Genomic DNA, 22,495 nt, shown 5'->3' with positions numbered 1-22,495 from the left:
GGGTTTTGTTACAGACGATCTCTCCACACTGTCTGCACGTTACAGAACTCATGCAGACCAAAGTGGGACAGCTCGCGACCGAAGCCGCTCTTTTTCACCCCACCGAACGCCACGCGGGCATCGCTGGCGCTAAAGCCGTTGATAAACACCCCGCCGCACTCCAGCCCATCCGCAAACTGCTGCGCGGTGGCATCGCTGGTGGTGAAGACCGTTGCCGACAAGCCAAAATCACTGTCGTTAGCCAGCGCCAGGGCATGGGCGGCATCGTTCGCCACGGTGATGGCCGCAACCGGCCCGAACAGCTCCTGGCGAAACGCGGTCATTGCAGGCGTAACGTTACCCAGTACGGTTGGCGCATAATAGTTGCCCTCGCCCGCTATTTTCTCGCCGCCCAGCAGCAACGTCGCCCCTTCGGCCAGGGAGGCCTGAACCTGTTGATGCAGTTCATCACGCAGATCATAACGCGCCATCGGCCCGATAAAGGTCTCTTCCTGCTCCGGCGCGCCCATCTTCAGTGCGGCGGTAGCGGCGACGAAGCGCTCGGTAAAGGCCCCGGCAATGCCCGCTTCCACAATAAATCGCTTGGCGGCGGCGCAGACCTGCCCGGTGTTCTGATAACGCCCCGCGACCGCCGCTTTGACCGCCAGATCCAGATCGGCATCGTTAAGCACGATAAAGGGATCGGAACCGCCCAGCTCCAGCACGCATTTTTTCAGCGCCGCCCCGGCCTGGGCGCCGATGGAGGCCCCGGCGCGTACGCTACCGGTGACGGTCACGGCGGCGATACGCCGATCGTTAATCGCCTGGCTCACCCCTTCGTTGGTGGCGTTGATCTGGGCGAATACCCCCTGCGGGAAGCCGGCGGCGGTAAATATCCGGGCGATCAGATCCGCGCATCCCAGCACGTTGGGCGCATGTTTCAACAGATAGCTGTTACCGGCAAGAATAATCGGTACCGCGCCGCGTAATACCTGCCACAGCGGGAAGTTCCACGGCATCACCGCCAGAATCGGCCCCAGGGGACGGTACTCAATGACCGCTTTTTCCACCTGCGTGGCTTCCGGGCTCAGCATCGCCGGACCGTGATCGGCATACCAGTCGCAAAGGCTGGCGGATTTCGCCACTTCGCCCCGCGCCTGAACAAGAGGTTTCCCCATCTCACGGACAATGGTCTGGGCCATCTCTTCGCCGTGCTGGCGCAGTGCCGCGCCGAGATCCCGCAGAAGCTGCGCGCGATCGGCCAGCGGTACGGTACGCCACTGGCGGTAGCCCGCATCAGCATTAGCGATCGCCGTCTCAACATCAGCGGTCGTGGCCCACGGCCAGCGGGCAAGGGTTTCACCGGTCGTCGGATTGACCGAAAAAGCATGAGTAGCTGAGGAGTAGTTCATCTTGTGCTCCAGTGAATAACAGTTGCCTAAGTGTGGCCTGGTCTGCTATTTCTGAAAAATGAATAATATTGACCACCTTTTTCACGAATCGAGAATGGTATGGATTTAACGCAGCTGGAAATGTTTAACGCCGTAGCTCAGACGGGGAGCATCACCCTGGCGGCGCAGAAGGTGCACCGCGTCCCTTCTAACCTCACCACCCGTATTAAACAGCTGGAGGCCGACCTGGGCGTGGCGCTCTTTATCCGCGAAAACCAGCGCCTGCGGCTTTCTCCTGCCGGGCATAATTTTTTACGTTACAGCAGGCAGATCCTCGCCCTGGTGGATGAGGCGCGGATGGTGGTGGCCGGCGATGTACCTCAGGGACTTTTTTCTCTGGGGGCGCTGGAGAGTACCGCTGCGGTGCGCATTCCCGCCTCGCTGGCGCAATTCAACCAGCGCTATCCGCGCATACAGTTCGCTCTGGCGACCGGCCCCTCCGGCACCATGATCGACGGCGTACTGGAGGGGACCCTCAGCGCGGCCTTCGTTGACGGGCCATTAACGCATCCGGAGCTGGAAGGGATGCCGGTCTACCGGGAAGAGATGATGCTGGTGGTGCCGGCGGGTCATGCAAAAGTGGCGCGCGCCACCGAGGTGAGCGGTCAGGACGTTTACGCGTTTCGCGCAAACTGCTCTTATCGCCGTCATTTAGAAAGGTGGTTCCATGCTGACCGGGCCACGCCCGGGCGGATTCACGAGATGGAGTCTTATCACGGCATGCTGGCCTGCGTGATTGCCGGGGCGGGTATTGCCCTGATGCCGCGCTCGATGCTGGAAAGTATGCCCGGACATCATCAGGTCGAGGCCTGGCCGTTGGCCGAAAACTGGCGCTGGCTCACCACCTGGCTGGTTTGGCGCCGGGGAGCAATGACCCGGCAACTGGAGGCTTTTATAGCGCTGCTAAACGAACATCAGCCACCAGCGCCTTCTCCATGAAATGGCTTAGCGGATCGGCGGCGTAAGGCGGGAAAGCCTCGCAGAGCTGATATCCCTGCTGGGCATAAAGACGAATGGCGGCATCCTGCTTAATGCCCGTCTCAAGGCGGAGAGTATGGCAGCCGCGGCTCAGGGCTTCATCCTCCAGCGCCGCCAGCAATCGATTTCCCAGGTGCTGCCCGCGATGCGTCGGATCGATATAGACCCGTTTCATCTCGCCGGTACCGTCACCGTTCAGCACAATGGCGCCGCATCCCACGGCGCGTAGCTGCAGATCGCGGATCGCCATCATAATCAGGCTGTCGGCGGGCAGTGCCGTTAAATCGAGCAGGTGGTTACTTTCAGCCGGGTAGAGTTCGCCTTGATACCGGTCAAGCGCGGCAATCAGCGTAACGATGTCCGGATGAGCGGGTGATTCAGAGGTAATGGAATACATAGCAGGCTCCTTTTGTCGTTTTTCTCTACCCTACCCCTTCACTATGACGGGTTATTCATATTTTAAACTTATAGCTACCCGCGCCCGTTGCGCCGCCCGTTCCCGCGGCGTAACGTTGAAGGCAGTTAACGGTTAAAACCTCAGGAAAAACAATGCACACCAAAGCCCGTAAAGTGATGATTATCGGCGCCGGTAATGTCGGCACCTCCGCCGCTTACGCCCTGTTAAACCAGAATATCTGCGAAGAGCTACTGCTGGTGGATCTTGATAAGGCACGCAGCGAGGGGCACGCCTGGGATCTGGCCGACGCCGCGGCCTATATGCCGGGGATGATGACCATTTCCACCCGCGAAGTGAGCGACTGCGCGGATGTGGATATCGCGGTGATCACCGTTTCCGGCGGCGCGTTAAAGCCCGGCCAGACCCGGCTCGATGAGCTGACCGCGACGGCTAACATTGTCAAAAGTATTGTGCCGCAGATGATGGCGGGCGGCTTTAAGGGCATTTTCCTGATCGCCACTAATCCGTGCGACATCATCACCTGGCAGGTGTGGCAACTCTCCGGCCTGCCGCGCAGCCAGGTGATCGGTACTGGCGTCTGGCTGGACACCACCCGTTTGCGCCGCACCCTTGCGCAAGCGCTGGATATTGGCGCCCAGAGCATCGATGCCTTTATTCTGGGTGAACATGGGGATACCCAGTTCCCGGTGTGGTCGCACTCATCGGTCTACGGCTCACCTATCGCCGAAGTTTATCAACGCCATACCGGCAATACCCTGGACTTCGACGCCCTGGCCGAACGCGTGCGCAAGCAAGGGTTTGAGATTTACGCCCGTAAAGGGTGCACCGAGTTCGGTATCGCCGGAACCATCGCTGAAATCTGCCGCAATATCTTTACTGGCAGCCACCGGGCGCTGGCGATCTCCTGCATTCTGCAGGGGGAATATGGCGTCGATGAGGTGGCGATTGGCGTACCGGCCGTACTGGCGCAGAGCGGGGTTCAGCAGATTATCGAACTGAAACTGGCGGAAGAGGAGCAACAAAAATTCCGCCAGTCGGTAGAGGTCATTAAAGCCAATATTGCTCGCCTGCCCTGACGCTCAGGGTGCCAGCGTCAGGGTGGCGTCGAGCTGACTTAGCGTCTGTTGCGCATCTTCATCCAGATGGCGGTCGGTCACGATATCGGTCAGCGAGTGAAGGTGCGCAACGTTAAACAGCGACCAGGCGCCATACTTTGAGCTGTCTGCCAGCAGTACACGACGGCGGGCGTTAGCAATCAGATCGCGCTTTAACGCCGCTTTTTCTTCCGTTGGCGAGGTTATGCCTCGCTCCACATCCCAGCCATTACAGCTGACAAACGCAATATCCGGCCAGATGTTTTGCAGCAGACGGCGGCCATGTTCGCCAATGCAGGATTGGCTGGAGTCATCGATGCGCCCACCAATAATGGTGACCTCAATCTGCTTAAACTCTGAAAGAAACAGCGCGATATGCAGATCGCTGGTAATGACGCGAAGCGGCAAATGCGTCAGCTGTCGCGCAAGTTCAATCATGGTGGTGCCGGCATCCAGCACCACCGCATCGCCGGCCTTAACGAAGCTCGCCGCCGCGCAGGCGATGGCATGTTTTTCAGCCAGGCTGCGCTGCATCTTTTCACTGGTGGTGGGCTGGGAAGGAATAAACCGGTTCAGGGTTACGCCGCCGTGGGTACGGCTGATAACCCCCTCCTGATCGAGCTTAATCAAATCCCGACGTATGGTCGCCGGGGAGGCGTCAGTCACGGCTACCAGCTGGTCAACCGTCACCAGATTGTGCCCCTTCAGGTAGTCCATTATCTGCTCTAACCGGTTATATCCCTTCATATTATTCCCGTGTGATTTGCATCGCTAACTGGATAGAAACCGTCATGCTCTCAGACTTCGCTTTACCTGTCCACGCAATGTCGAACGCGGTGCCATGGTCAGCGGAAGTGCGGATAAACGGCAGCCCGGCGGTGATGTTGACACCATCATAAAACCCAAGCAGTTTCAAGGGAATATGCCCCTGATCGTGATACATCGCCACCACCATGTCATACATACCTTCATGGCACTGCATAAAGACCGTGTCCGGCGGGCAGGGTCCAAAGACATTCAGCCCCTGCGCTTTCATCGCCTCGACGGCCGGGCCAACGATAGTGATCTCTTCATCGCCAAAAAGACCATTCTCTCCCGCGTGCGGGTTCACCCCTGCCACGGCGATGCGCGGGTTGGTGTAGCCTACGCGCTTAAGGAAGGTATCGGCAATGCCAATCACCGTTTTTACCCTTTCCGGGTTCAGGGTATCAAGGAATTTGCGCAACGCAATGTGGGTGGTGATGTGAATGACCTTAAGCTGATCGGTATAGAGCACCATCGCGTAGTCTTTGCTGTCGGTCAGATGTGCCAGCAGCTCGGTGTGCCCCGGATAGAGATGGCCCGCCAGATGCAGCGCTTCTTTATTTAGCGGAGCGGTGGCAATGGCTTTTACCTCTCCGGCCATCGCCAGCTCGGTGGCGCGCCGCACGCAGCGATAGGCCAGATCGCCGGCCTGAGCCTGTACCACGCCGGGCTGCAAGGCCTGCGGATCGGCCAGGGGTTCGTCGAGCACGTTGATGATAGCCGGGCCAAAGTGGGCATCGCTGACGCGGGTAATCATCCGTAATTCGGCCGCAGGTGTAATGCCCTTCTCCAGTACGCGCTGCAGCGTCACTGCGCATCCCACCACCACGATCGGTGCACCAGAGAGTTCCCCCCCGGTCAGGGATTTGATAATGATCTCCGGGCCGATGCCCGCCGGGTCGCCCATCGTTACAGCAATGATATTAGTCACTCATCTTCTCCTCGATAAAATGCAGAACCTCAAGCAGCGTGGTTTCACTACCAAAACCGCCCGCTTTGGTCATGACTGGCCCCTGCCAGCGACAACCTAAAAACCGACCGAAGGGTACGCAGCGCGCCACCTGCCCGGTGATTTCAAACCCTTCGGCGTGAAGCGCACTGGCTACCGCCATTGCCACATCCCCCCCGGAGACATATAACGCTGCCGGGTTACTGCTCTCCAGCACCTGGCTCGTGAGCGCGCCCAGAAATGTGCTGATTTGCTCACCCAGCGCCGCACGACTCAGCCCGTACTGTTGGCACAGCGCGTCAATTTGATGACGCGCGGCGTGATCGGAACAGGTGTGCACCACGCAGTGTTCTCCAGCCGCCAGCGCCACACTAATCTGCTGCGCATAACCGCTTATTCCGTCGCGAAAGAGATCGGTGATGTCGATAAAGATCGAGCGGACGTTCTGCTGCTGGCGTACTCGCAGAATCTGCTTTTGCGCGATTTCACTCATCGAGCCAACCACCGCCAATAAAGGACGCGGACGCGCCAGGTGACGCGCCAGGGCATCACACAGTCCGGCGGAACCCACCAGCAACGGACGCGGGTCGCAGGCTGCGGCCACGGCCATGATCTGATCCAGATCGTCATCGCTCTGGGCATCCACAATCAGTAATCGGGTGTCGCCAGTCAGGGCGGCGGCCAGGGTCGACGCCGTAACCACCTGGCTCGACAGCGCCGTCTGCTCTGCCAGCACTGCGGCAATCTGCGCATGCCGCACGGGCGTTTTGGGGTCGCTGGCGAATTCGGTTTCCGTCACCGGTAGGCCGAACACGCGACAGACACCCTGCTCGGTGGTACGCCCGGCCTGCGGAAACGCCGGCGCGATAATCGCCTGACGCTGGCCGGTCGCCTGCAGAAGCGCCTCCACTTCCGCCCCGGGATTACCCCGCAGGGTGGAGTCGATTTTTTTCACCTGCCACTGTGCCTGGCGCATTTCAGCACCATAGCCCGCCTCCTTTTCAGCGGCCTCTGATGCCGTTAGCGCCCGGCTATCGCTATTAATAACCAGCGCGTCGGCATGACCGGTAAAGGGAGTCTGAAACGCCACACTAACTTTTTTACCGCGCAACGCCAGGCTCACCCCCGCATCGTTAGCCCCGGTAAAGTCATCGGCAATGACTACGACCTCTCTTTTGCTGTTCACTTTCATCCCCACTCCGGTTTGTATTTCTTGTTAATGATTATATTCAATCATGATTGATTATATGTGAGCAAGATCAAGTTATTCAGTTTGTGAATAAATTATAAATTTAAGGACACGATGACTGTGATTGTCTTGTAATGAGCGAAATCAATCACAGACACAGCAACAGGAGATTCATGTGTTAACCATCAACAGTACGATCATCAGCGGCGCGGGCGCTATCCCCGCTATTGCCCCCCTGCTGGCAGGTAAAACGCGTCTATTAATGGTCACCGACGGCAATATCGCCCGTCTCGACGCCGCCCGCGCCATCCGCAGCCTGCTGGAGGCCGATGGCCGCCAGCTCAGCGTGATTGACAGTGTGCCACCGGAGCCCACCAGCCACGACGTGCGCGCCCTGCTGGCAGAAACAAAAGAGACCGCCTTCGATCTGGTGGTCGGCGTAGGTGGCGGCAGCGTACTGGATGTGGCCAAACTGCTTTCGGTGCTGTGTCATCCCCACTCCCCTGGGCTGGATGCCCTGCTGGCAGGCGAAAAACCGCAGGTTCGCCTCCCCTCGTTGCTGATTCCGGCCAGCGCCGGCACCGGTTCCGAGGCAACGCCAAACGCGATTCTCGCGATTCCCGAGCAGAGCACCAAGGTTGGCATCATCTCCCCCGTGCTGCTGCCAGATTATGTCGCGCTGCTGCCGGAGTTAACGACCAGCATGCCGCCGCATATTGCCTCTTCAACAGGTATTGATGCCCTCTGCCATCTGATTGAGTGTTTCACCGCAACCGTGGCCAACCCGGTAAGCGATAACGCGGCGCTGACGGGGCTGCGCAAATTGTTGAACAACATTGAAACCGCCTGCGCCGAGCCGCACAACCTGGCCGCGAAGCTGGAGATGTTGTGGGCCTCTTACTACGGCGGCGTCGCCATTGCCCATGCGGGCACCCATCTGGTTCACGCCCTCTCTTATCCTCTGGGCGGGACGTACCATCTGCCCCATGGCGTGGCGAATGCCATTTTGCTGGCCCCCTGCATGCGCGTGGTTCGTCCGGATGCCGTTGAGAAATTTGCGCAGGTTTGGGATCTGGTTCCCGGCGCCGACACCTCCCTGGCGCTGGAAGAGAAGTCGCACGCGCTGGTGGACTACTTCGCCGCCCTGGTACGTCGCCTGAATTTACCCGACAACCTCGAAACGTTGGGAGTCCCGCGCGATGACATCGCCTCTCTGAGCGATGCCGCCCTGAACGTAAAACGTCTGATGAATAATGCCCCGCGCCAGGTCAGCCATGCCGAGGTCGCAGGAATTTATCAGACTCTGTTTCCAGCCAGTTAACTTCAAAGGAGTGTGTAATGCGTAACAACATTGAGGGCGTGCTGACGGCGATCGTCACCCCCTTCACCGACGACGGGGCGCTGCACCTGCCGGGACTAAAACGTCAGATCCAGCGTCAGCTGGCGGCGGGCAACGGCATCTTTTGTGGCGGTACTAACGGAGAGTTCTTTGTGCTGACCGAAGAGGAAAAAGTGGCCGTCACCCGCACCTGCGTGGAAGAGGTGGCCGGGCGCGCACCGGTGGTGGCACATATTGGCGAAATTTCGACCCGGGCAACGATTCGTCTGGGTAAACAGGTCGAGGCGCTGGGGGTGGACGCGGTCTCCGTTATCACTCCGTGGTTCGTTCCGCTCACCCAGGCTGAATTGATCGCCCACTACACCACCATTGCCGATGCGCTGAACGTACCGGTGTTCATCTACAACATCCCGGCGCGAACCGGCAACACCATCGCGCCTGAGACGGCCCGGGCGCTGGCCGCTCACCCCAATATTATCGGCATTAAAGACAGCGCGGGGAGCCATGAGAGCCTGAGCGGTTTTCTGAAAGCCGTTGAAGATATTGACGGTTTTGACGTGCTGAATGGCCCGGATTCGCTCATTCATCAGGGCTTTGTTGAGGGATGCTCCGCCTGTATTTCTGGCCTGGCGAACGTGGCGCCGAACGAGATCAACGCCATCTGGGCGCGTTTTCGTGCCGGGGATATCGCGGGCTCGCGGCAGGCCCAGGAGAGCGTGACCGATCTACGTACCCGACTGTACAGCGTCGCTTTTTCGCCTGCGGCCGTGAAAAAAGCGCTGCAGGTCATGGGTGAAGAGGTGGGAGAGAGCCGCTACGCGGTGGCTTTCGATGCGCAACAAACAGAACAGATCCGCCAGATAGTGACGAAGTCACTGCAGTAACCGGCGTTTGCTTTCGTCCATAAGAATTCGGGTGCCCTCTGCGCCCAGGATTCATACGCCCTGAAGAGAGGCTAAGATGAACAACTTTACCGCTGAAGATACCCTCATCATCGTAGGCATTGTGATTGTCTACATTCTGTTTACTACCTGGCTGACGTTCCGGTTACGCAGTAAAAACACCGGTGATTTTATGGAAGGCTCGCGCGCGATGCCGGCGTTTATCGTCGGGATCCTGCTGATGTCGGAATACATTGGTGCGAAATCCACGATCGGTACCGCACAGGCGGCGTTTGAAGATGGCTTTGCCGCTTCCTGGTCAGTGATTGGCGCGGCTATCGGCTTCCCGCTGTTTGGGCTGCTGCTGGTGAAACGCATCTACAGCACCGGCAAGATCACCATCTCCGGGGCGATTGCCGAAAAATACGGCACCAGCACCAAAAACATTATCTCCATCATTATGATCTACGCCCTGCTGCTGGTGAACGTGGGTAACTACGTGAGCGGCGCGGCGGCGATTTCGACGGTACTGAAGGTGAACTTGCCTGTTGCCGCCTTTATCACCGCCATCGTCAGTACCTTCTATTTCGCTTTTGGCGGCATGAAGGGGGTGGCGTGGGTGACCCTGCTGCACAGCGCCCTGAAGTATTTCGGTATCCTGGTGATTATGGGCTTCGCCTTGTCTAAAACCGGCGGCTTTACCCCCATGATTGAACAGATGCCATCTTACTACTGGACCTGGGACGGCAATATCGGCGCCAGCACCATTGTCGCCTGGCTGATTGGCACCATCGGCTCCATTTTCTGTACCCAGTTCGTGATTCAGGCCATTTCCTCCACGAAAGATGTGAAGTCAGCTAAACGTTCCACCTGGATCGCCTTCTTCTTCTGCCTGCCCATCGCGCTGGCGATTGCGGTAATTGGCGTGGCGGCGAAGTATCTGCATCCGGAGATTAACAGCCTGTACGCAATGCCTATCTTCCTGCAGGACATGAATCCGTGGCTGGCGGGACTGGTGACAACGTCACTTGTTGCCTCCATCTTTGTCAGCGTCAGCACCGTGGCGCTCGCTATCGCCTCGCTGGTAGTAAAAGATTTCTACGTGCCCTACCGCAACCCGACCCCGGAGCAGGAGTTTAAAGCGACCCGCTGGCTGTCGTTGTTGATTGGCTTCCTGCCGTTAATCTTTGTGCTGCTGGTCCCGGAAGTCCTGAAACTATCGTTCTTTACTCGCGCTATTCGTCTGTCGATTACAGTTGTGGCCATCATCGCCTTCTACGCCCCGTTCTTTAAAAGCGCCCGCGGGGCGAATGCCGGGCTGATTGGCGCCTGCGTAGTCACCTCGGTCTGGTATCTGCTGGGCGATCCGTTTGGGATTAACAATATGTATATTGCGCTGGTCACCCCGGCGGTGATTATGGTTCTCGACCGTTTGATCCCCAATAAAGCGGATCGCAAAGCGCCTGCCCCTGTTCAACATAATGGAGTCTGATATGTCTGTAACCGTAACCCGTGACGGGATTGTTCGCCCGCTGCCGCAGGATGCCCGCGTGGAAACGGCCATGCTGCCCTCTTCCTGTCCGCAGAACCATGCCGCCAACCTGCTGCCCCTGCCGGATGGCACGCTGATGTGCGTCTGGTTCGGCGGCACCCAGGAAGGGATTGCTGATATTTCTGTATGGGGGTCACGCCTGGCTCCCGGTAGCAACCAGTGGAGCGAGGCGGTAAAGCTCTCTGACGATGCCAGCCGCTCCGAGCAGAACCCGGTGCTATTCCTTGCGCCGGACAACGTACTGTGGCTGCTGTGGACCGCGCAGATCTCCGGTAACCAGGATACCGCCATCGTGCGTTACCGCCAGTCTCATGATCTTGGCCAAACCTGGGGTGAGATTGCTACTCTGCTGGATAAACCCGGTACCTTTATCCGCCAGCCCATCACCGTTCTCGAAAACGGTAACTGGCTGCTGCCGGTCTTCTATTGCCGCACCCGACCGGGCGAGAAATGGGTCGGAAACGATGATATTAGCGCGGTGAAAATCTCTGCCGATCGGGGGAAGAGCTGGCGCGATGTCGAGGTGCCGCAAAGTCTGGGCTGCGTCCATATGAACATTACGCCGCTGAAAAATGGGCATCTGGTGGCGCTCTACCGTAGCCGCTGGGCGGATAATATCTATATCAGCCAGTCGCAGGATCAGGGCGAAAGCTGGTCTGTACCGGAACCCACGGCGCTGCCGAACAATAACTCCTCTATCCAGGTCACCACCCTTGCCAGCGGTGAGCTGGCGCTGGTGTTCAACCACATGAGCGCAGCCGGAGCGCTGGAGCGTCGCGCCTCACTGTATGACGAGATCGACGATGGTGATGATCGTAAAGAGCCAGAAGCGACCGGAGAACGCACCGCCTTCTGGGGTGCCCCGCGCGCACCGATGACGGTAGCTATTTCGGCCGACGGCGGAAATAGCTGGGCGTGGCAGCGCAATCTTGATGAAGGCGATGGCTACTGCATGACGAATAACTCCCTGGAGAAGCTGAACCGCGAGTTCTCCTATCCCAGTATTAAACAGGGCGCCGACGGCACGCTACACATCGCTTACACCTATTTCCGTCAGGCGATCAAATATGTGCGTGTCTCGCCTGAATGGGTTAAGGAGTCATCACAGTGATTATCGGCCATCTGAACGCCCTGCCGCTGGCAGGGCTCCCCACCGCGCTGCTGTCCATCCTGACGCGCGCTGATTGCACCCTGGCGGCGCTTGCCGCCCGGGACGACGGCCGCTGGCAGCCGGAAGGTTGCGCATGGTTTTGCCATATCGGCCCGGCGCAGACCCAGCCGCAGACCCAGCGCCATACGGAGTATCATCACCAGTGGGCGGATATTCAGGTTATGCTGGCCGGCAGCGAGATGATCAACGCAGGTATGCAGTCGCTGGCGCAGCCGCAGGATGAAGAGCGCAAACCGGATCTCTTTATCGCCACCGGCGCTGCGCTCCCGGTCAGCATCAGGTTAACTCCCGGTGCTTTTGCAGTATTCCTGCCCGGCGAGCCGCATCAGGCGTTGTGCGCCTTAGACGAATCCATGACCGTGCGCAAAGCGGTATTCAAGGTGCCGCGCGCCCTGCTGGAGGTGTGACATGCCCAGTGCCATCGTAACGGGTGCAAGCTCAGGAATCGGCGAAGCCATTGTGCAGCGCCTGCTTGATGAAGGCTGGCAGGTTATCGGCCTGAGCCGGCGCGGTTTACCCCTGGATCATGCGAACTATCGCTGCGTGAGCGTGGATCTTAGCGACAGCAACGCGCTTGCCGCCGCACTCGCTACCCTGCCTGTACCGCAGGCGATTGTCCACGCCGCCGGGATGATGGCCGCCGCCCCGCTCGGCGAACTGGATCCGACCATCAGCGCCCGGCTCTGGGGCCTGCATGTTCACGCTGCCGAGCAGCTTTTTAACCACTTTGTACCGCAAATGCGCCCCGGTGGACGGCTGGTTGCTATCGGCAGCCGGACCTCCCGGGGTGCCGCGGGCCGATCGCAGTATGTCGCCACCAAAGCCGCGCTGGTAGGGATGATTCGCAGCTGGGCGGCGGAACTGGCGCCACGGGGTATCACCGCCAATGTGGTCGCGCCCGGCGCGACCCAGACGCCGATGCTTAGCGACCCCGGACGCGTCTCTTCCCCACCCAGGATCCCCCCCATGGGTCGCTTGATCCTTCCTCAGGAGGTGGCCGCTGCGGTGAATTTTCTACTGAGTGAGGAAGCGGCCCCGATCACCGGTCAGGAGTGGGTGCTCTGCGGTGGGGCGTCGCTGGGTTAAGGTCATTAAAAAGCCTGCGCTTGCAGGCTTTACTCTTTAATGCGCAGCAAGAACCGCATAAAACGCCGGATCGGCCTGAATCGCTGCCAGCACTTTTGCTGCCAGCCCGGTAGGATTACGTCTTTTGGACTCCCAGCTTTTAATGGTATCTACGCTGGTGCCCAGCGCTTTTGCCATTTCCGCCTGAGAAACATTTAACTGCGCTCTGATGGCCCTGACATCTGCGATCTCATAGCGGGTTACTCGAGCGGGTTCAGTTACCCCATTCTTGATATCGACCGCCTCTTCAAGAGAAGATTTCAGGTCGTTATAAAAGCTCATGTCATACCTCATTTTTCAGCAATTTGGTTAATTTCTTTAGTTCTGCTTTTTCCGCGTCAGTGAGACTCTCCTTCTCACTTTTCAGGTAAGCCATCAGGAACCAAATAACTTCAACGTTAGGAATAAAGTAGATCACCCGGGCGCATCCACGTTTCCCCTGCGAACCGAGCGCCATCCTGATCTTGCGTAAGCCCCCAGTGTTTTCAATAACATCGCCCCGGTCGGGATATTCGATGAGGGCTATTTGCAAATTTTTTAGCTCATCATCCGTGGCAATCGCTTTTATCTGTCGAGTGAATGTTCGAGTCTCGATAAATTCTATCGCGTGAGTCATTCGCGTACGCGCCTTGTTATGTACACAGTACACCATTTACATGTACACTGTACACCTCTAAAAAAGAACGCGAACAAGCGTGCTTAAAACTGCGAGGCGCTTTCCGGGAAAACGTTGGGAGGGGGATTGGCTGCTTTTAACGCGGGCGGAATTTCACGCCGCCCGCGGGATGTTAGCGAAGAAACACCGTGCCTTTCAAATAAAGCGCCGCCTGGCCGCTCATCAGCACGCGGTCTCCCTTGAGTTCACAGCGCAGATCGCCGCCGCGGGCGGAAACCTGACGTGCGGTCATTTGGGTTTTGCCGAGTTGCTCACTCCACCAGGGGATCAGCATACTGTGCGCGGAGCCGGTGACCGGGTCTTCTGCCACCGATTCGCCCGGGCAGAAGAAGCGGCTAACGAAATCCACTTCATCGCCTGGCGCAGTAACGCACACCATTTTACCCAGTGGTTTCAGCGCCTCGATAGCCGGGGTCAGGGATTCAACCTGCTGCTGGTTTTCCAGCACGACCATATAATCACGCCCGACCCGCACCGCGCTGGACGCCGGAATACCGAGCGCACTAAACAGCAGCGCGGGTGGATTGTCGACCGCGTCGCTGCTCCAGGCCGGGAAGTCCAGCGTGAGCCAGTCGCCGTTACGCGAGACCTTCAGGTCGCCAACAAAGCGGGTGGAAAAGAGGATCTCCGTTGCCGGGTAGTCGAGGTATTCAAAAATGACGTGCGCGCTGGCAAGCGTCGCATGGCCGCAGAGGTTAATCTCATCCTGGGTGGTAAACCAGCGCAACTCAAAGCCTGCGTCCGTGCGGACAAAAAAGGCCGTCTCGGACTGGTTATGCTGCTGTGCCATCTTTGACAGAATGTCGTCCGGCAGCCAGCTTTCCAGCGGACAGACGGCAGCAGGGTTGCCACTAAAAGCGCGATCGCTAAACGCATCGACCAGATAAAATGCAATTTCTTTCATTGGGTTACCCCTTTGTTATTCACGAATAAACAGCTGCCCTTTCATATACAGCGACGCCTTCCCGCCCATCATGACGCGATCGCCGTTCAACTGACAACGTACCTCACCGCCCCGGGCTGAGACTTGTCGCGCCAGCAGAGTGGTCTTAGCCAACTTGTCCGCCCAGTAAGGGATAAGCATGGTATGCGCCGAGCCGGTGACCGGATCTTCCCAGAGTGCGACGCCCGGTGAAAAGAAACGGCTGACAAAGTCATACTCGCCCTCGCCCGGGGCGGTAATACACACTTTATGTTCACCGGGGATCATAGCGCTGATATTCGGAGTGACGGCTTCCACCTGCTGTCGATTTTCCAGCACCACGACCCAGGCACGGCCTTTACGAGCCTCGACGTAGCGCTCAATCCCCAGCGCGGCCAGCATTTGCGAAGGCGGCGTTTGCTTCTCTGTCGGACAGGCCGGGAAATCGAGCGTGAGCCAGTCGCCGTCGCGGGTCACCGTTAGCGTGCCGGAGGCGGTCTCAAAATGGAGGCGGGGATCGGGGTAACCCAGTTCATTAAACAGGACATATGCCGTCGCCAGCGTCGCATGGCCGCAAAGATTCACCTCCGTGGTGGTGGTAAACCAGCGCAGCGTGATGCCCTCTTTATGACAGACAAAGAAGGCCGTTTCTGACTGATTGTGCTCTTGCGCCATCCTGAGGAGCGTATCGTCCGGCAGCCAGTCTGGTAGCGGACAGACCGCCGCAGGATTACCACTAAATGGGCCGTCACTGAACGCATCTACCAGATAATAATCATATTTCTGCATCGCTTTTCCGGTTGTTAATGTGATGTTGCATCCTATATTCATGGAAATTGTCCGATTTCACCACCCTTTCTCTAACGGTGATTTTGAGATCTACGTCACAAAATGATTGTCTTTTCACCAGCGATGGTTTTAAGATCGCCTCCTCTTCTTTACGTAACGATTCCCAGACAAAATTATGACAATCAACACTGATTCCCGCAGGGTCGCGTGGCTACGGGTGGTTACGCTTGCGATTGCAGCGTTTATATTTAACACCACCGAATTTGTGCCCGTTGGCCTGCTCTCCGACATTGCCAGCAGCTTTGGCATGGAAACCGCGCAGGTCGGGATCATGCTGACCATCTATGCGTGGGTGGTGGCAATGATGTCGTTACCCTTTATGTTGCTCACCAGTCAGGTGGAGCGGCGTAAATTGCTGATTGCACTTTTTGTGTTGTTCATTGCCAGTCACGTGCTGTCGTTTCTGGCGTGGAATTTCACCGTGCTGGTGGTGAGCCGCATCGGTATCGCCTTTGCACATGCCATCTTCTGGTCGATCACTGCTTCGCTGGCCATTCGTCTGGCCCCGGCGGGCAAACGCGCTCAGGCGTTGAGCCTGCTGGCAACGGGCACCGCGTTGGCCATGGTGCTTGGGCTGCCGATTGGCCGCCTCGTAGGACAATATTTTGGCTGGCGCACCACGTTTTTTGTCATCGGAATGGGCGCGCTGATCACCCTGCTGTGTCTGATTAAATTACTGCCAAAACTGCCGAGCGAACACTCTGGCTCGCTGAAAAGTCTGCCCCTGCTTTTCCGTCGCCCGGCGCTGATGAGCATCTATTTGCTGACCGTTGTCGTGGTGACCGCCCACTACACGGCTTATAGCTACATCGAACCTTTTGTGCAGACGGTTGCCGGCTTTAGCGCCAGATTTGCCACCGTTCTGCTGCTGATATTGGGTAGCGCGGGCATTGTTGGCAGTGTGTTGTTTGGCAAGCTGGGTAATCGCCACGCCTCGTTACTGGTTAGCGGCGCGATTGGCCTGCTGCTGGCGTGTCTGCTGTTGCTGCTACCGGCGTCGGGGAGCGAGTCGAACCTTGCCATTCTGAGCATCTTCTGGGGCGTGGCGATCATGATTATCGGCCTGGGCATGCAGGTTAAAGTGCTGGCGCTGGCGCCAGATGCCACCGACGTGGCGATGTCGCTCTTCTCCGGCATTTTTAACATCGGCATTGGTGCGGGCGCGCTGGTTGGAAATCAAATCAGCCTGCATCTTTCGATGTCCGCTATCGGTTACCTGGGGGCGATACCGGCGCTGGTGGCGTTAATCTGGTCAGTGCTGGTGTTTCGTAAGTGGCCGGTGTCGCTGGAAGAGCGGCCGCAACACGGATAAAAAAAGGGTGGCTCAAGCCACCCTTTTTTATTAGTGATAGGTCTTAATAATTTCCAGCACGCCATTAATGATGAACTGCACGCCCATACAGACCAGCAGGAAGCCCATCAGCCGCGAGATAGCCTCGATCCCGCCCTTACCTACCCAGCGCATAATGGCGCCCGAGCTGCGCAGGCTGGCCCATAAAATGACGCCTACCAGCGCAAAGATCAGCGGTGGGGCCACCATGATGACCCAGTCAGGAAAGGTTGTATTATCGCGCACGGTGGAGGCGGAACTGATGATCATCGCGATGGTACCCGGCCCGGCCGTGCTGGGCATCGCCAGGGGAACAAAGGCGATATTCGCACCAGGTTTATCCTCCAGCTCTTCCGATTTGCTTCTTGCCTCCGGGCTTTCGTGCGCTTTTTGCGCCGGAAAGAGCATACGGAAACCGATAAAGGCCACAATCAGGCCCCCGGCGATACGCAGGCCAGGAATCGAGATCCCAAAGGTGTTCATCACCAGCTGTCCGGCGTAGTAAGCCACCATCATGATTGCAAAGACGTAAACCGAGGCCATCAGAGACTGTTGGTTACGTTCCGCGCTGTTCATGTCCCCCGCAAGACCCAGAAAGAGCGCCACGGTCGTTAACGGGTTTGCCAGCGGCAGCAGGACCACCAGCCCAAGACCGATGGCTTGTAAGAGCTCTACCATAGTGCGTGTCATCCTTTTCCATTCATCAACTCTGGAAGTATACGGTGTTAAAGCGGGTTTAGGCTACGGCGCGCCAATTCTGACTATTTACGCCCGGTGATAAATAATCTTCAGTTATGTAATTGATTTGAAAAAGCTAAAAAAAAGTTCATGAAACGTTTTAGCAAATCGTGGCATCGGGGAATACATTCAGTTGACTTATACTTGCCTGAGCAATAATATCTGCCGTGATTAAACTACTTGCCAGGGCAACCATTGTGAAAAGCACCAGTGATCTCTTCAACGAAATTATCCCACTGGGTCGCCTTATCTATATGGTTAACCAAAAAAAAGACCGCTTGCTCAATGACTATTTGTCGCCGCTGGACATCACTGCCACCCAGTTCAAAGTCCTTTGTTCTGTGCGTTGCGAAGGGTGTATCACGCCGGTTGAGCTCAAAAAGGTCTTATCCGTCGATCTTGGCGCCCTGACGCGCATGATGGATCGACTGGTCTGCAAAGGATGGATTGAAAGACGCCCTAACCCGAATGACAAACGCGGCGTACTGGTGCAGTTGACCAGCGACGGCGCAGCAATGTGTGAGCAATGTCATCAATTAGTAGGGCAAGAATTACACCAGGAACTAACAAAAAACTTAACGGCGGATGAAGTGGCAACTCTTGAGCATTTGCTTAAGAAAATCCTGCCGTAAACAGAAAGAGGTATGACGATGTCCAGACGCAATACTGACGCTATTACAATTCATAGCATTTTGGACTGGATCGAAGATAACCTGGAATCGCCGCTCTCACTTGAGAAGGTGTCTGAGCGTTCAGGTTATTCCAAGTGGCACCTGCAACGGATGTTTAAAAAAGAGACAGGCCATTCATTAGGTCAATACATCCGCAGCCGCAAGTTAACGGAAATCGCCCAGAAGCTTAAAGAGAGCAACGAGCCGATTTTGTATCTGGCGGAGCGTTATGGGTTTGAATCGCAACAGACCCTGACCCGCACGTTTAAAAACTATTTCGACGTGCCGCCGCACAAGTATCGCATCACCAATATGCACGGTGAATCTCGTTATTTGATGCCGCTAAACCACTGTAGTTGTTAATCGCCTTTCAAGACGTATCGAGGAAATCATGAAATTGTTTATCTCCGCCGCCCTCACCCTGTTGGTGCTGGTCTCCGGCCAGAGCTTTGCGGAGCAAACTCCCCGCGCTGTGCAGCAGAATAATCGCGATGCGATGATCCTGCCTTCTGCACATGACCAGTCGCCGTTCGATTTTAACCATATGGGCGCTGGCAGCGATAAATCCGACGAATTAGGCGTGCCGTACTACAACCACGACCTGTAATTCGTATTTGCCCCGCGCTTGCGGGGTTTTTTTTTAGCCCCTTACCTGCGCCGCCCGGCGAAAGCGAAACCCAAAGACGTTGATATAAAGCCCCGCCATAATCAATACCGCCCCCAGCAGTTGCAGTGCACTCAGCTTCTCGTCCAGCAGCAGCGCCGCAGAGGCCAGCCCTACCACAGGAACCAGCAGCGACAGCGGTGCCACGCGCCAGGTCTCATAACGTCCCAGCAGCGTTCCCCAGATGCCGTATCCGACAATGGTGGCGACAAACGCCAGGTAGACCAACGACAAAATGGTGGTGAGATCGATATTCACCAGACTTTGCAGCATCGCCTGTGGGCCATCCAGCAGCCAGGAGGCCACCATAAAGGGCAGAATAGGGATCAGCGCACTCCATACCACCAGCGACATCACCGGCGGGCGCGACGCCAGCAGCATGATTTTTTTATTGAAAATGTTTCCGCAGGCCCAGCTAAAGGCGGCCGCCAGGGTGAGCATAAAGCCCAGTAACGCTACGTGCTGGCCATTCAGGCTGGACTCTACCAGTACCAGTACGCCAAAGACCGCGAGCGTGATCCCTGCCAGCTGTTTGCCCTGCAGCCGTTCGCCAAAGGTTACGGCCCCCAGAATAATGGTGAAGAAAGCCTGGGCCTGAAGGACCAGCGAGGCGAGTCCGGCTGGCATACCGAAGTTAATCGCGCAAAAGAGAAAGGCGAACTGTCCAAAGCTGATGGTCAGGCCGTAGCCCAGCAGCAGACGAAACGGCACCTGCGGGCGAGCGACAAAAAAGAGCGCGGGAAAGGCTACCAGCAGAAAACGCAGCCCGGCCAGCATCAGGGGCGGCATATTGTGCAGCCCAACTTTGATGACCACAAAATTGAGCCCCCATACGACCACCACCAGTAACGCCAGCAGCCCGTCTTTACGCGTCATACTCTGCCCCTGTTTATTAAATTTTTGTAAAGAGAACCAAAGTAGCGAAAAAAAAGCGTGAAGAACAGATCATTAATTCTGGCAGTCAGGCGAAGCACTTAGGGATAAATTAGGTGCTATACAAGCCGCTTATGGCGTGTTAATCCTGATAAGACACAACAAAATAATCATAAGCAATTGTCGGGCAGGAATAATGAAACCATCACTCAGGCGCTCAACCGCAGCGCTGCTGGCTTCGTCATTGTTATTAACAATTGGACGCGGCGCGACCTTACCTTTCATGACCATCTACCTCACCCGCGTCTATGCGATGAGCGTGGAGAATATCGGGTATGCGCTGACGGTGGCCCTGACGATCGGCGTGGTGTTCAGTATGGGGTTTGGCATCCTGGCGGATAAGTTTGATAAAAAGCGCTATATGCTGGTCTCCATTACGGCATTTATCTTTGGCTTTATCGCCATTCCGTTGGTGGATAATGTCACCCTGGTAGTTCTCTTCTTTGCCCTGATTAACTGCGCCTACTCGGTCTTCGCCACCGTGCTAAAGGCCTGGTTTTCCGATGTGCTTACCCCTGGCCAAAAGGCGAAAATTTTCTCGCTCAATTACAGCTTTCTTAACATCGGCTGGACCATCGGCCCGCCGATTGGCACCCTGCTGGTTATGTACAGCCTGCAACTGCCCTTCTGGCTGGCGGCGCTCTGCGCCGCGCTGCCGCTGGTCTTTATCCAGCTATGGGTGCAGCGTGTCGAAGCCGCTGCCAGCGAATCCGCGCCCGTCGCCTGGCAGCCTTCAATACTGCTGAAAGACCGGGCGCTGTTCTGGTATACCCTCTCTGGTCTGCTCGCCTCCTACGTGGGCGGCTCCTTCGCCAGCTGTATCTCTCAGTATGTCCTGGCCGCCGATTACGACAGCGACTTTGCCCAACAGGTGGTGGCGGTAGTCCTGCCGGTTAACGCGGCGATGGTGGTCTCTTTGCAATACCTGATTGGCCGTAAGCTGACGGGTAAAAATATCCGCCCGCTAATGACTCTGGGGACGCTCTTTTTCGTGCTGGGGCTGGCAGGCTTTATGGTGTCGGGCAATAACCTGATTTACTGGGGCGTGGCGGCGGCGATCTTTACCGTCGGCGAGATTATCTATGCCCCGGGGGAATATATGTTGATCGACAATATCTCGCCGCCGGGGATGAAGGCCAGCTACTTTTCCGCACAGGCGCTGGGCTGGCTGGGCGCGGCCTTTAACCCCATGATCACCGGGATTATCCTCACCCATCTGCCGCACTGGTCGCTGTTTGCCATCATGATGGTGGCGATCGTTATTGCCTGGCTGATGATCCTGCGAGGGATGAACGTGAAGGCGTGGCAGGGTGACGTTCCTGAGACCGTATAAAACAGAGGCGAGGATCCCCTCGCCTTGTAGAAATTAGTGGTGCAGCATCTCGTCAACCACCTGCTCTTTGTACATCTCGTTCGGATAGTAGGTTGGCCAGTTATCCATCTCTTTCAGCAGCGCTTCATGCGAGGTGTTGCCCATAAAGATATGGAAATGGGCTGACTGACGCGGGCCGATGGTGTGGTCACTGAACTGAACGAACTTCGGCGCCTTGCTGCTGGCATCCTTACACTCGAACAGATAACGTACCCCCTTCTTACCGGACGCGTAGGTCAGGATTTTATAACCGTTAGAGACGTATTCGCAGCGGCTCACGTTCTTACCGGTGTGGAACTCCATCACGTTGTTTTCAATCCCGATGGTCTCTACGTCGGTGGCATAACCCGTGCGGTAATAGGCTTTAATCTCGTCAAAAGATTTGCTCTTCTCTTTTTCCGCTTTCTTTTTGAATACCGGGTCTAAATCACCGCTCAGCAGGAACGGATAGACCGACTGCCAGACGCCATCCCAGTTGGAGAGCGGGCGCTCTTTCACATCTTTATCTTCAAATACGCCGTTCGCCGCTTTCTGTTCCGCTTCGGTCATCTGATGACCGTGCGAATGGGCCCAGGCCTGCCCACCCATTAACAGCGCCCCCAAAGTCATTGCAAGTTTACCAATCTTTCCAGCCACTCTTATGTCCTCACTCCGTTGTAAAGAGTGAGGATGTTATAATATAACATCACTAAGCGCAACGCCCTTTAAATGGCGACCAGACCGCGTACCCCCTCCTGCTCCATATTCTCGCCGCGGCCACGCTGAATGATGCTTCCCCGCGACATCAGCAGATAACTGTCCGCCAGCCCGGCGGCAAAATCATAAAACTGCTCGACCAGCAAAATGGCCATATCCCCCCGGTTCGCCAGCTCGCGGATCACCTGGCCAATCTCTTTGATTACCGAAGGTTGAATCCCCTCGGTGGGTTCATCCAGAATAAGTAACTGCGGCCGACTGGCCAGCGCCCGGCCAATGGCCAGCTGCTGCTGCTGCCCGCCGGAGAGATCGCCGCCGCGGCGATGTTTCATCTCCTGCAGAACGGGGAAAAGCTGCCAGATATCGTCTGGCACCCGCTTCGCTTCACGCGCCGGAAAGCGCGATAACCCCAGCAGCAGGTTCTCTTCCACCGTCAGGCGGGGGAAGATCTCCCGTCCCTGCGGCACATAGGCCACCCCGGCCTGTACCCGCTGGTGCGGCGAGGCTTTGGTGATCTTTTTACCCTGCCAGAACACCTCGCCAGTGCGGGCGGGCACCAGCCCCATCAGGCATTTCAGCAAAGTGGTTTTCCCCACCCCGTTACGCCCCAACAGGCAGGTCACCTCTCCGGTATGCGCCTCGAAGCTCACGCCGCGCAGGATATGACTACCGCCGTAATACTGATTCAGTTCGTTAACCTGTAGCATGGCTGGC

General features: G+C 57.0%; 26 protein-coding genes. 13 read left to right on the top strand and 13 right to left on the bottom strand.

The window, feature by feature from the left end; genetic code table 11:
- Window positions 1-8: 8 nt before the first annotated feature.
- Window positions 9-1,391, bottom strand: a complete 1,383-nt coding sequence (sad, locus tag B3511_RS09345) for a succinate-semialdehyde dehydrogenase (protein WP_286781937.1) — start codon at window positions 1,389-1,391, stop codon at window positions 9-11.
- Between the two features lie 99 nt (window positions 1,392-1,490).
- Between sad and ptrR the strand changes: the two genes are divergently transcribed.
- Complete coding sequence (gene ptrR, locus B3511_RS09340; RefSeq protein WP_286781935.1) at window positions 1,491-2,369, top strand: putrescine utilization regulator PtrR; 879 nt, start codon at window positions 1,491-1,493, stop codon at window positions 2,367-2,369.
- Here the strand turns inward: ptrR and B3511_RS09335 are convergent.
- On the bottom strand, window positions 2,323-2,805 hold the full coding sequence (locus B3511_RS09335) for a GNAT family N-acetyltransferase (RefSeq protein ID WP_263617750.1): 483 nt from the start codon (window positions 2,803-2,805) through the stop codon (window positions 2,323-2,325). The genes ptrR and B3511_RS09335 overlap by 47 nt on opposite strands.
- Before the next feature lie 152 nt (window positions 2,806-2,957).
- Here B3511_RS09335 and B3511_RS09330 point away from each other — a divergent pair, with 152 nt between their 5' ends.
- Complete coding sequence (locus tag B3511_RS09330) at window positions 2,958-3,902, top strand: L-lactate dehydrogenase (protein WP_207291767.1); 945 nt, start codon at window positions 2,958-2,960, stop codon at window positions 3,900-3,902.
- A gap of 3 nt (window positions 3,903-3,905) precedes the next feature.
- On the opposite strand, the gene B3511_RS09325 is transcribed toward B3511_RS09330, so the two are convergent.
- Genes B3511_RS09325 through dtnK form a run of 3 tightly spaced genes read right to left on the bottom strand, consistent with a single transcriptional unit; the run spans window position 3,906 to window position 6,865 of the window.
- Window positions 3,906-4,667 carry a DeoR/GlpR family DNA-binding transcription regulator gene (locus B3511_RS09325; RefSeq protein ID WP_040075740.1) on the bottom strand — a complete coding sequence of 254 codons (762 nt, stop codon included), beginning with the start codon at window positions 4,665-4,667 and terminating at the stop codon, window positions 3,906-3,908.
- Window position 4,668: 1 nt separating this feature from the next.
- On the bottom strand, window positions 4,669-5,655 hold the full coding sequence (locus B3511_RS09320; RefSeq protein WP_207291768.1) for a D-threonate 4-phosphate dehydrogenase: 987 nt from the start codon (window positions 5,653-5,655) through the stop codon (window positions 4,669-4,671).
- On the bottom strand, window positions 5,648-6,865 hold the full coding sequence (dtnK, locus tag B3511_RS09315; RefSeq protein ID WP_286781931.1) for a D-threonate kinase: 1,218 nt from the start codon (window positions 6,863-6,865) through the stop codon (window positions 5,648-5,650). Before dtnK ends, B3511_RS09320 begins: the two co-directional genes overlap by 8 nt.
- A gap of 172 nt (window positions 6,866-7,037) precedes the next feature.
- On the opposite strand from dtnK, the gene B3511_RS09310 reads away from it, so the two are divergent.
- The 6 genes from B3511_RS09310 to B3511_RS09285 all read left to right on the top strand — a co-directional run bounded on the left by B3511_RS09310 (window position 7,038) and on the right by B3511_RS09285 (window position 12,891).
- Window positions 7,038-8,183 (top strand): iron-containing alcohol dehydrogenase, encoded by a 1,146-nt coding sequence (locus tag B3511_RS09310; protein ID WP_286781929.1) that lies wholly within the window; start codon window positions 7,038-7,040, stop codon window positions 8,181-8,183.
- A 17-nt stretch (window positions 8,184-8,200) separates the two neighbouring features.
- Complete coding sequence (locus B3511_RS09305; RefSeq protein WP_286781928.1) at window positions 8,201-9,085, top strand: dihydrodipicolinate synthase family protein; 885 nt, start codon at window positions 8,201-8,203, stop codon at window positions 9,083-9,085.
- Between the two features lie 76 nt (window positions 9,086-9,161).
- The gene (locus tag B3511_RS09300; protein ID WP_040075745.1) at window positions 9,162-10,574 is read left to right on the top strand and encodes a sodium:solute symporter family protein; all 1,413 of its coding nucleotides are present in this window, start codon (window positions 9,162-9,164) and stop codon (window positions 10,572-10,574) included.
- Window position 10,575: 1 nt separating this feature from the next.
- Window positions 10,576-11,745, top strand: coding sequence for a sialidase family protein (locus tag B3511_RS09295; RefSeq protein ID WP_286781927.1), 1,170 nt, complete (start codon window positions 10,576-10,578; stop codon window positions 11,743-11,745).
- Entirely contained in the window at window positions 11,742-12,212 is a 471-nt protein-coding gene (locus tag B3511_RS09290; RefSeq protein WP_286781925.1) for a YhcH/YjgK/YiaL family protein, read from the top strand. The genes B3511_RS09295 and B3511_RS09290 overlap by 4 nt, the downstream gene beginning before the upstream one ends.
- Window position 12,213: 1 nt before the next feature.
- A complete protein-coding gene (locus tag B3511_RS09285; RefSeq protein WP_286781923.1) occupies window positions 12,214-12,891 on the top strand; it encodes an SDR family NAD(P)-dependent oxidoreductase in 678 nt (225 codons plus the stop codon).
- Between the two features lie 36 nt (window positions 12,892-12,927).
- Here the strand turns inward: B3511_RS09285 and nadS are convergent, their stop codons facing one another.
- The 4 genes from nadS to B3511_RS09265 form a co-directional block, all read right to left on the bottom strand.
- Complete coding sequence (nadS, locus tag B3511_RS09280; protein WP_207291775.1) at window positions 12,928-13,212, bottom strand: NadS family protein; 285 nt, start codon at window positions 13,210-13,212, stop codon at window positions 12,928-12,930.
- 1 nt (window position 13,213) lies between these two features.
- Window positions 13,214-13,546, bottom strand: coding sequence for a type II toxin-antitoxin system RelE/ParE family toxin (locus B3511_RS09275; RefSeq protein ID WP_286781920.1), 333 nt, complete (start codon window positions 13,544-13,546; stop codon window positions 13,214-13,216).
- Window positions 13,547-13,718: 172 nt separating this feature from the next.
- Window positions 13,719-14,510 carry a PhzF family phenazine biosynthesis protein gene (locus B3511_RS09270; RefSeq protein WP_286781918.1) on the bottom strand — a complete coding sequence of 264 codons (792 nt, stop codon included), beginning with the start codon at window positions 14,508-14,510 and terminating at the stop codon, window positions 13,719-13,721.
- A gap of 15 nt (window positions 14,511-14,525) precedes the next feature.
- A complete protein-coding gene (locus tag B3511_RS09265) occupies window positions 14,526-15,317 on the bottom strand; it encodes a PhzF family phenazine biosynthesis protein (protein ID WP_286781917.1) in 792 nt (263 codons plus the stop codon).
- A 175-nt stretch (window positions 15,318-15,492) separates the two neighbouring features.
- Between B3511_RS09265 and B3511_RS09260 the strand changes: the two genes are divergently transcribed.
- Entirely contained in the window at window positions 15,493-16,689 is a 1,197-nt protein-coding gene (locus B3511_RS09260; protein ID WP_207291777.1) for a sugar transporter, read from the top strand.
- Window positions 16,690-16,719: 30 nt separating this feature from the next.
- Here B3511_RS09260 and B3511_RS09255 read toward each other — a convergent pair whose 3' ends face one another.
- A complete protein-coding gene (locus tag B3511_RS09255) occupies window positions 16,720-17,385 on the bottom strand; it encodes a MarC family NAAT transporter (RefSeq protein ID WP_286781914.1) in 666 nt (221 codons plus the stop codon).
- Between the two features lie 257 nt (window positions 17,386-17,642).
- Here B3511_RS09255 and marR point away from each other — a divergent pair, with 257 nt between their 5' ends.
- Genes marR through marB form a run of 3 tightly spaced genes read left to right on the top strand, consistent with a single transcriptional unit; the run spans window position 17,643 to window position 18,723 of the window.
- Window positions 17,643-18,077, top strand: a complete 435-nt coding sequence (gene marR, locus B3511_RS09250; RefSeq protein ID WP_046885601.1) for a multiple antibiotic resistance transcriptional regulator MarR — start codon at window positions 17,643-17,645, stop codon at window positions 18,075-18,077.
- Window positions 18,078-18,095: 18 nt separating this feature from the next.
- Window positions 18,096-18,479: an MDR efflux pump AcrAB transcriptional activator MarA gene (gene marA, locus B3511_RS09245; protein ID WP_154298843.1), complete on the top strand. Its 384-nt coding sequence runs from the start codon at window positions 18,096-18,098 to the stop codon at window positions 18,477-18,479.
- 28 nt (window positions 18,480-18,507) lie between these two features.
- Window positions 18,508-18,723, top strand: a complete 216-nt coding sequence (gene marB, locus B3511_RS09240) for a multiple antibiotic resistance protein MarB (protein WP_046885600.1) — start codon at window positions 18,508-18,510, stop codon at window positions 18,721-18,723.
- 33 nt (window positions 18,724-18,756) lie between these two features.
- Here the strand turns inward: marB and eamA are convergent, their stop codons facing one another.
- Window positions 18,757-19,656 carry an O-acetylserine/cysteine exporter gene (gene eamA / locus B3511_RS09235; protein ID WP_046885599.1) on the bottom strand — a complete coding sequence of 300 codons (900 nt, stop codon included), beginning with the start codon at window positions 19,654-19,656 and terminating at the stop codon, window positions 18,757-18,759.
- A 193-nt stretch (window positions 19,657-19,849) separates the two neighbouring features.
- Here eamA and ydeE point away from each other — a divergent pair, with 193 nt between their 5' ends.
- Window positions 19,850-21,046, top strand: coding sequence for an efflux MFS transporter YdeE (ydeE, locus tag B3511_RS09230; protein ID WP_286781911.1), 1,197 nt, complete (start codon window positions 19,850-19,852; stop codon window positions 21,044-21,046).
- 33 nt (window positions 21,047-21,079) lie between these two features.
- Here the strand turns inward: ydeE and zinT are convergent, their stop codons facing one another.
- Together zinT and urtE are read right to left on the bottom strand one after the other, a co-directional pair.
- Window positions 21,080-21,721: a metal-binding protein ZinT gene (gene zinT / locus B3511_RS09225; RefSeq protein WP_286781909.1), complete on the bottom strand. Its 642-nt coding sequence runs from the start codon at window positions 21,719-21,721 to the stop codon at window positions 21,080-21,082.
- Between the two features lie 68 nt (window positions 21,722-21,789).
- On the bottom strand, window positions 21,790-22,488 hold the full coding sequence (gene urtE / locus B3511_RS09220; protein ID WP_040075764.1) for an urea ABC transporter ATP-binding subunit UrtE: 699 nt from the start codon (window positions 22,486-22,488) through the stop codon (window positions 21,790-21,792).
- Between the last annotated feature and the right edge of the window lie 7 nt (window positions 22,489-22,495).

This window comes from Leclercia sp. UBA1284 (assembly GCF_002308415.1).
Lineage (GTDB): Bacteria > Pseudomonadota > Gammaproteobacteria > Enterobacterales > Enterobacteriaceae > Enterobacter > Enterobacter pneumoniae.
This window is presented reverse-complemented; position numbering and strand designations above follow the sequence as displayed.

What these genes read in the sequence shown, in the direction of transcription:
- B3511_RS09335 (WP_263617750.1), bottom strand. Translation starts at nt 2,805, where the DNA reads ATGTATTCCATTACCTCTGAATCACCCGCTCATCCGGACATCGTTACG.
- sad (WP_286781937.1), bottom strand. Translation starts at nt 1,391, where the DNA reads ATGAACTACTCCTCAGCTACTCATGCTTTTTCGGTCAATCCGACGACC.
- B3511_RS09255 (WP_286781914.1), bottom strand. Translation starts at nt 17,385, where the DNA reads ATGGTAGAGCTCTTACAAGCCATCGGTCTTGGGCTGGTGGTCCTGCTG.
- B3511_RS09325 (WP_040075740.1), bottom strand. Translation starts at nt 4,667, where the DNA reads ATGAAGGGATATAACCGGTTAGAGCAGATAATGGACTACCTGAAGGGG.
- B3511_RS09270 (WP_286781918.1), bottom strand. Translation starts at nt 14,510, where the DNA reads ATGAAAGAAATTGCATTTTATCTGGTCGATGCGTTTAGCGATCGCGCT.
- B3511_RS09265 (WP_286781917.1), bottom strand. Translation starts at nt 15,317, where the DNA reads ATGCAGAAATATGATTATTATCTGGTAGATGCGTTCAGTGACGGCCCA.
- nadS (WP_207291775.1), bottom strand. Translation starts at nt 13,212, where the DNA reads ATGAGCTTTTATAACGACCTGAAATCTTCTCTTGAAGAGGCGGTCGAT.
- B3511_RS09295 (WP_286781927.1), top strand. Translation starts at nt 10,576, where the DNA reads ATGTCTGTAACCGTAACCCGTGACGGGATTGTTCGCCCGCTGCCGCAG.
- marB (WP_046885600.1), top strand. Translation starts at nt 18,508, where the DNA reads ATGAAATTGTTTATCTCCGCCGCCCTCACCCTGTTGGTGCTGGTCTCC.
- eamA (WP_046885599.1), bottom strand. Translation starts at nt 19,656, where the DNA reads ATGACGCGTAAAGACGGGCTGCTGGCGTTACTGGTGGTGGTCGTATGG.
- ptrR (WP_286781935.1), top strand. Translation starts at nt 1,491, where the DNA reads ATGGATTTAACGCAGCTGGAAATGTTTAACGCCGTAGCTCAGACGGGG.
- B3511_RS09285 (WP_286781923.1), top strand. Translation starts at nt 12,214, where the DNA reads ATGCCCAGTGCCATCGTAACGGGTGCAAGCTCAGGAATCGGCGAAGCC.
- marA (WP_154298843.1), top strand. Translation starts at nt 18,096, where the DNA reads ATGTCCAGACGCAATACTGACGCTATTACAATTCATAGCATTTTGGAC.
- B3511_RS09305 (WP_286781928.1), top strand. Translation starts at nt 8,201, where the DNA reads ATGCGTAACAACATTGAGGGCGTGCTGACGGCGATCGTCACCCCCTTC.
- ydeE (WP_286781911.1), top strand. Translation starts at nt 19,850, where the DNA reads ATGAAACCATCACTCAGGCGCTCAACCGCAGCGCTGCTGGCTTCGTCA.
- B3511_RS09260 (WP_207291777.1), top strand. Translation starts at nt 15,493, where the DNA reads ATGACAATCAACACTGATTCCCGCAGGGTCGCGTGGCTACGGGTGGTT.
- B3511_RS09330 (WP_207291767.1), top strand. Translation starts at nt 2,958, where the DNA reads ATGCACACCAAAGCCCGTAAAGTGATGATTATCGGCGCCGGTAATGTC.
- dtnK (WP_286781931.1), bottom strand. Translation starts at nt 6,865, where the DNA reads ATGAAAGTGAACAGCAAAAGAGAGGTCGTAGTCATTGCCGATGACTTT.
- B3511_RS09275 (WP_286781920.1), bottom strand. Translation starts at nt 13,546, where the DNA reads ATGACTCACGCGATAGAATTTATCGAGACTCGAACATTCACTCGACAG.
- B3511_RS09300 (WP_040075745.1), top strand. Translation starts at nt 9,162, where the DNA reads ATGAACAACTTTACCGCTGAAGATACCCTCATCATCGTAGGCATTGTG.
- urtE (WP_040075764.1), bottom strand. Translation starts at nt 22,488, where the DNA reads ATGCTACAGGTTAACGAACTGAATCAGTATTACGGCGGTAGTCATATC.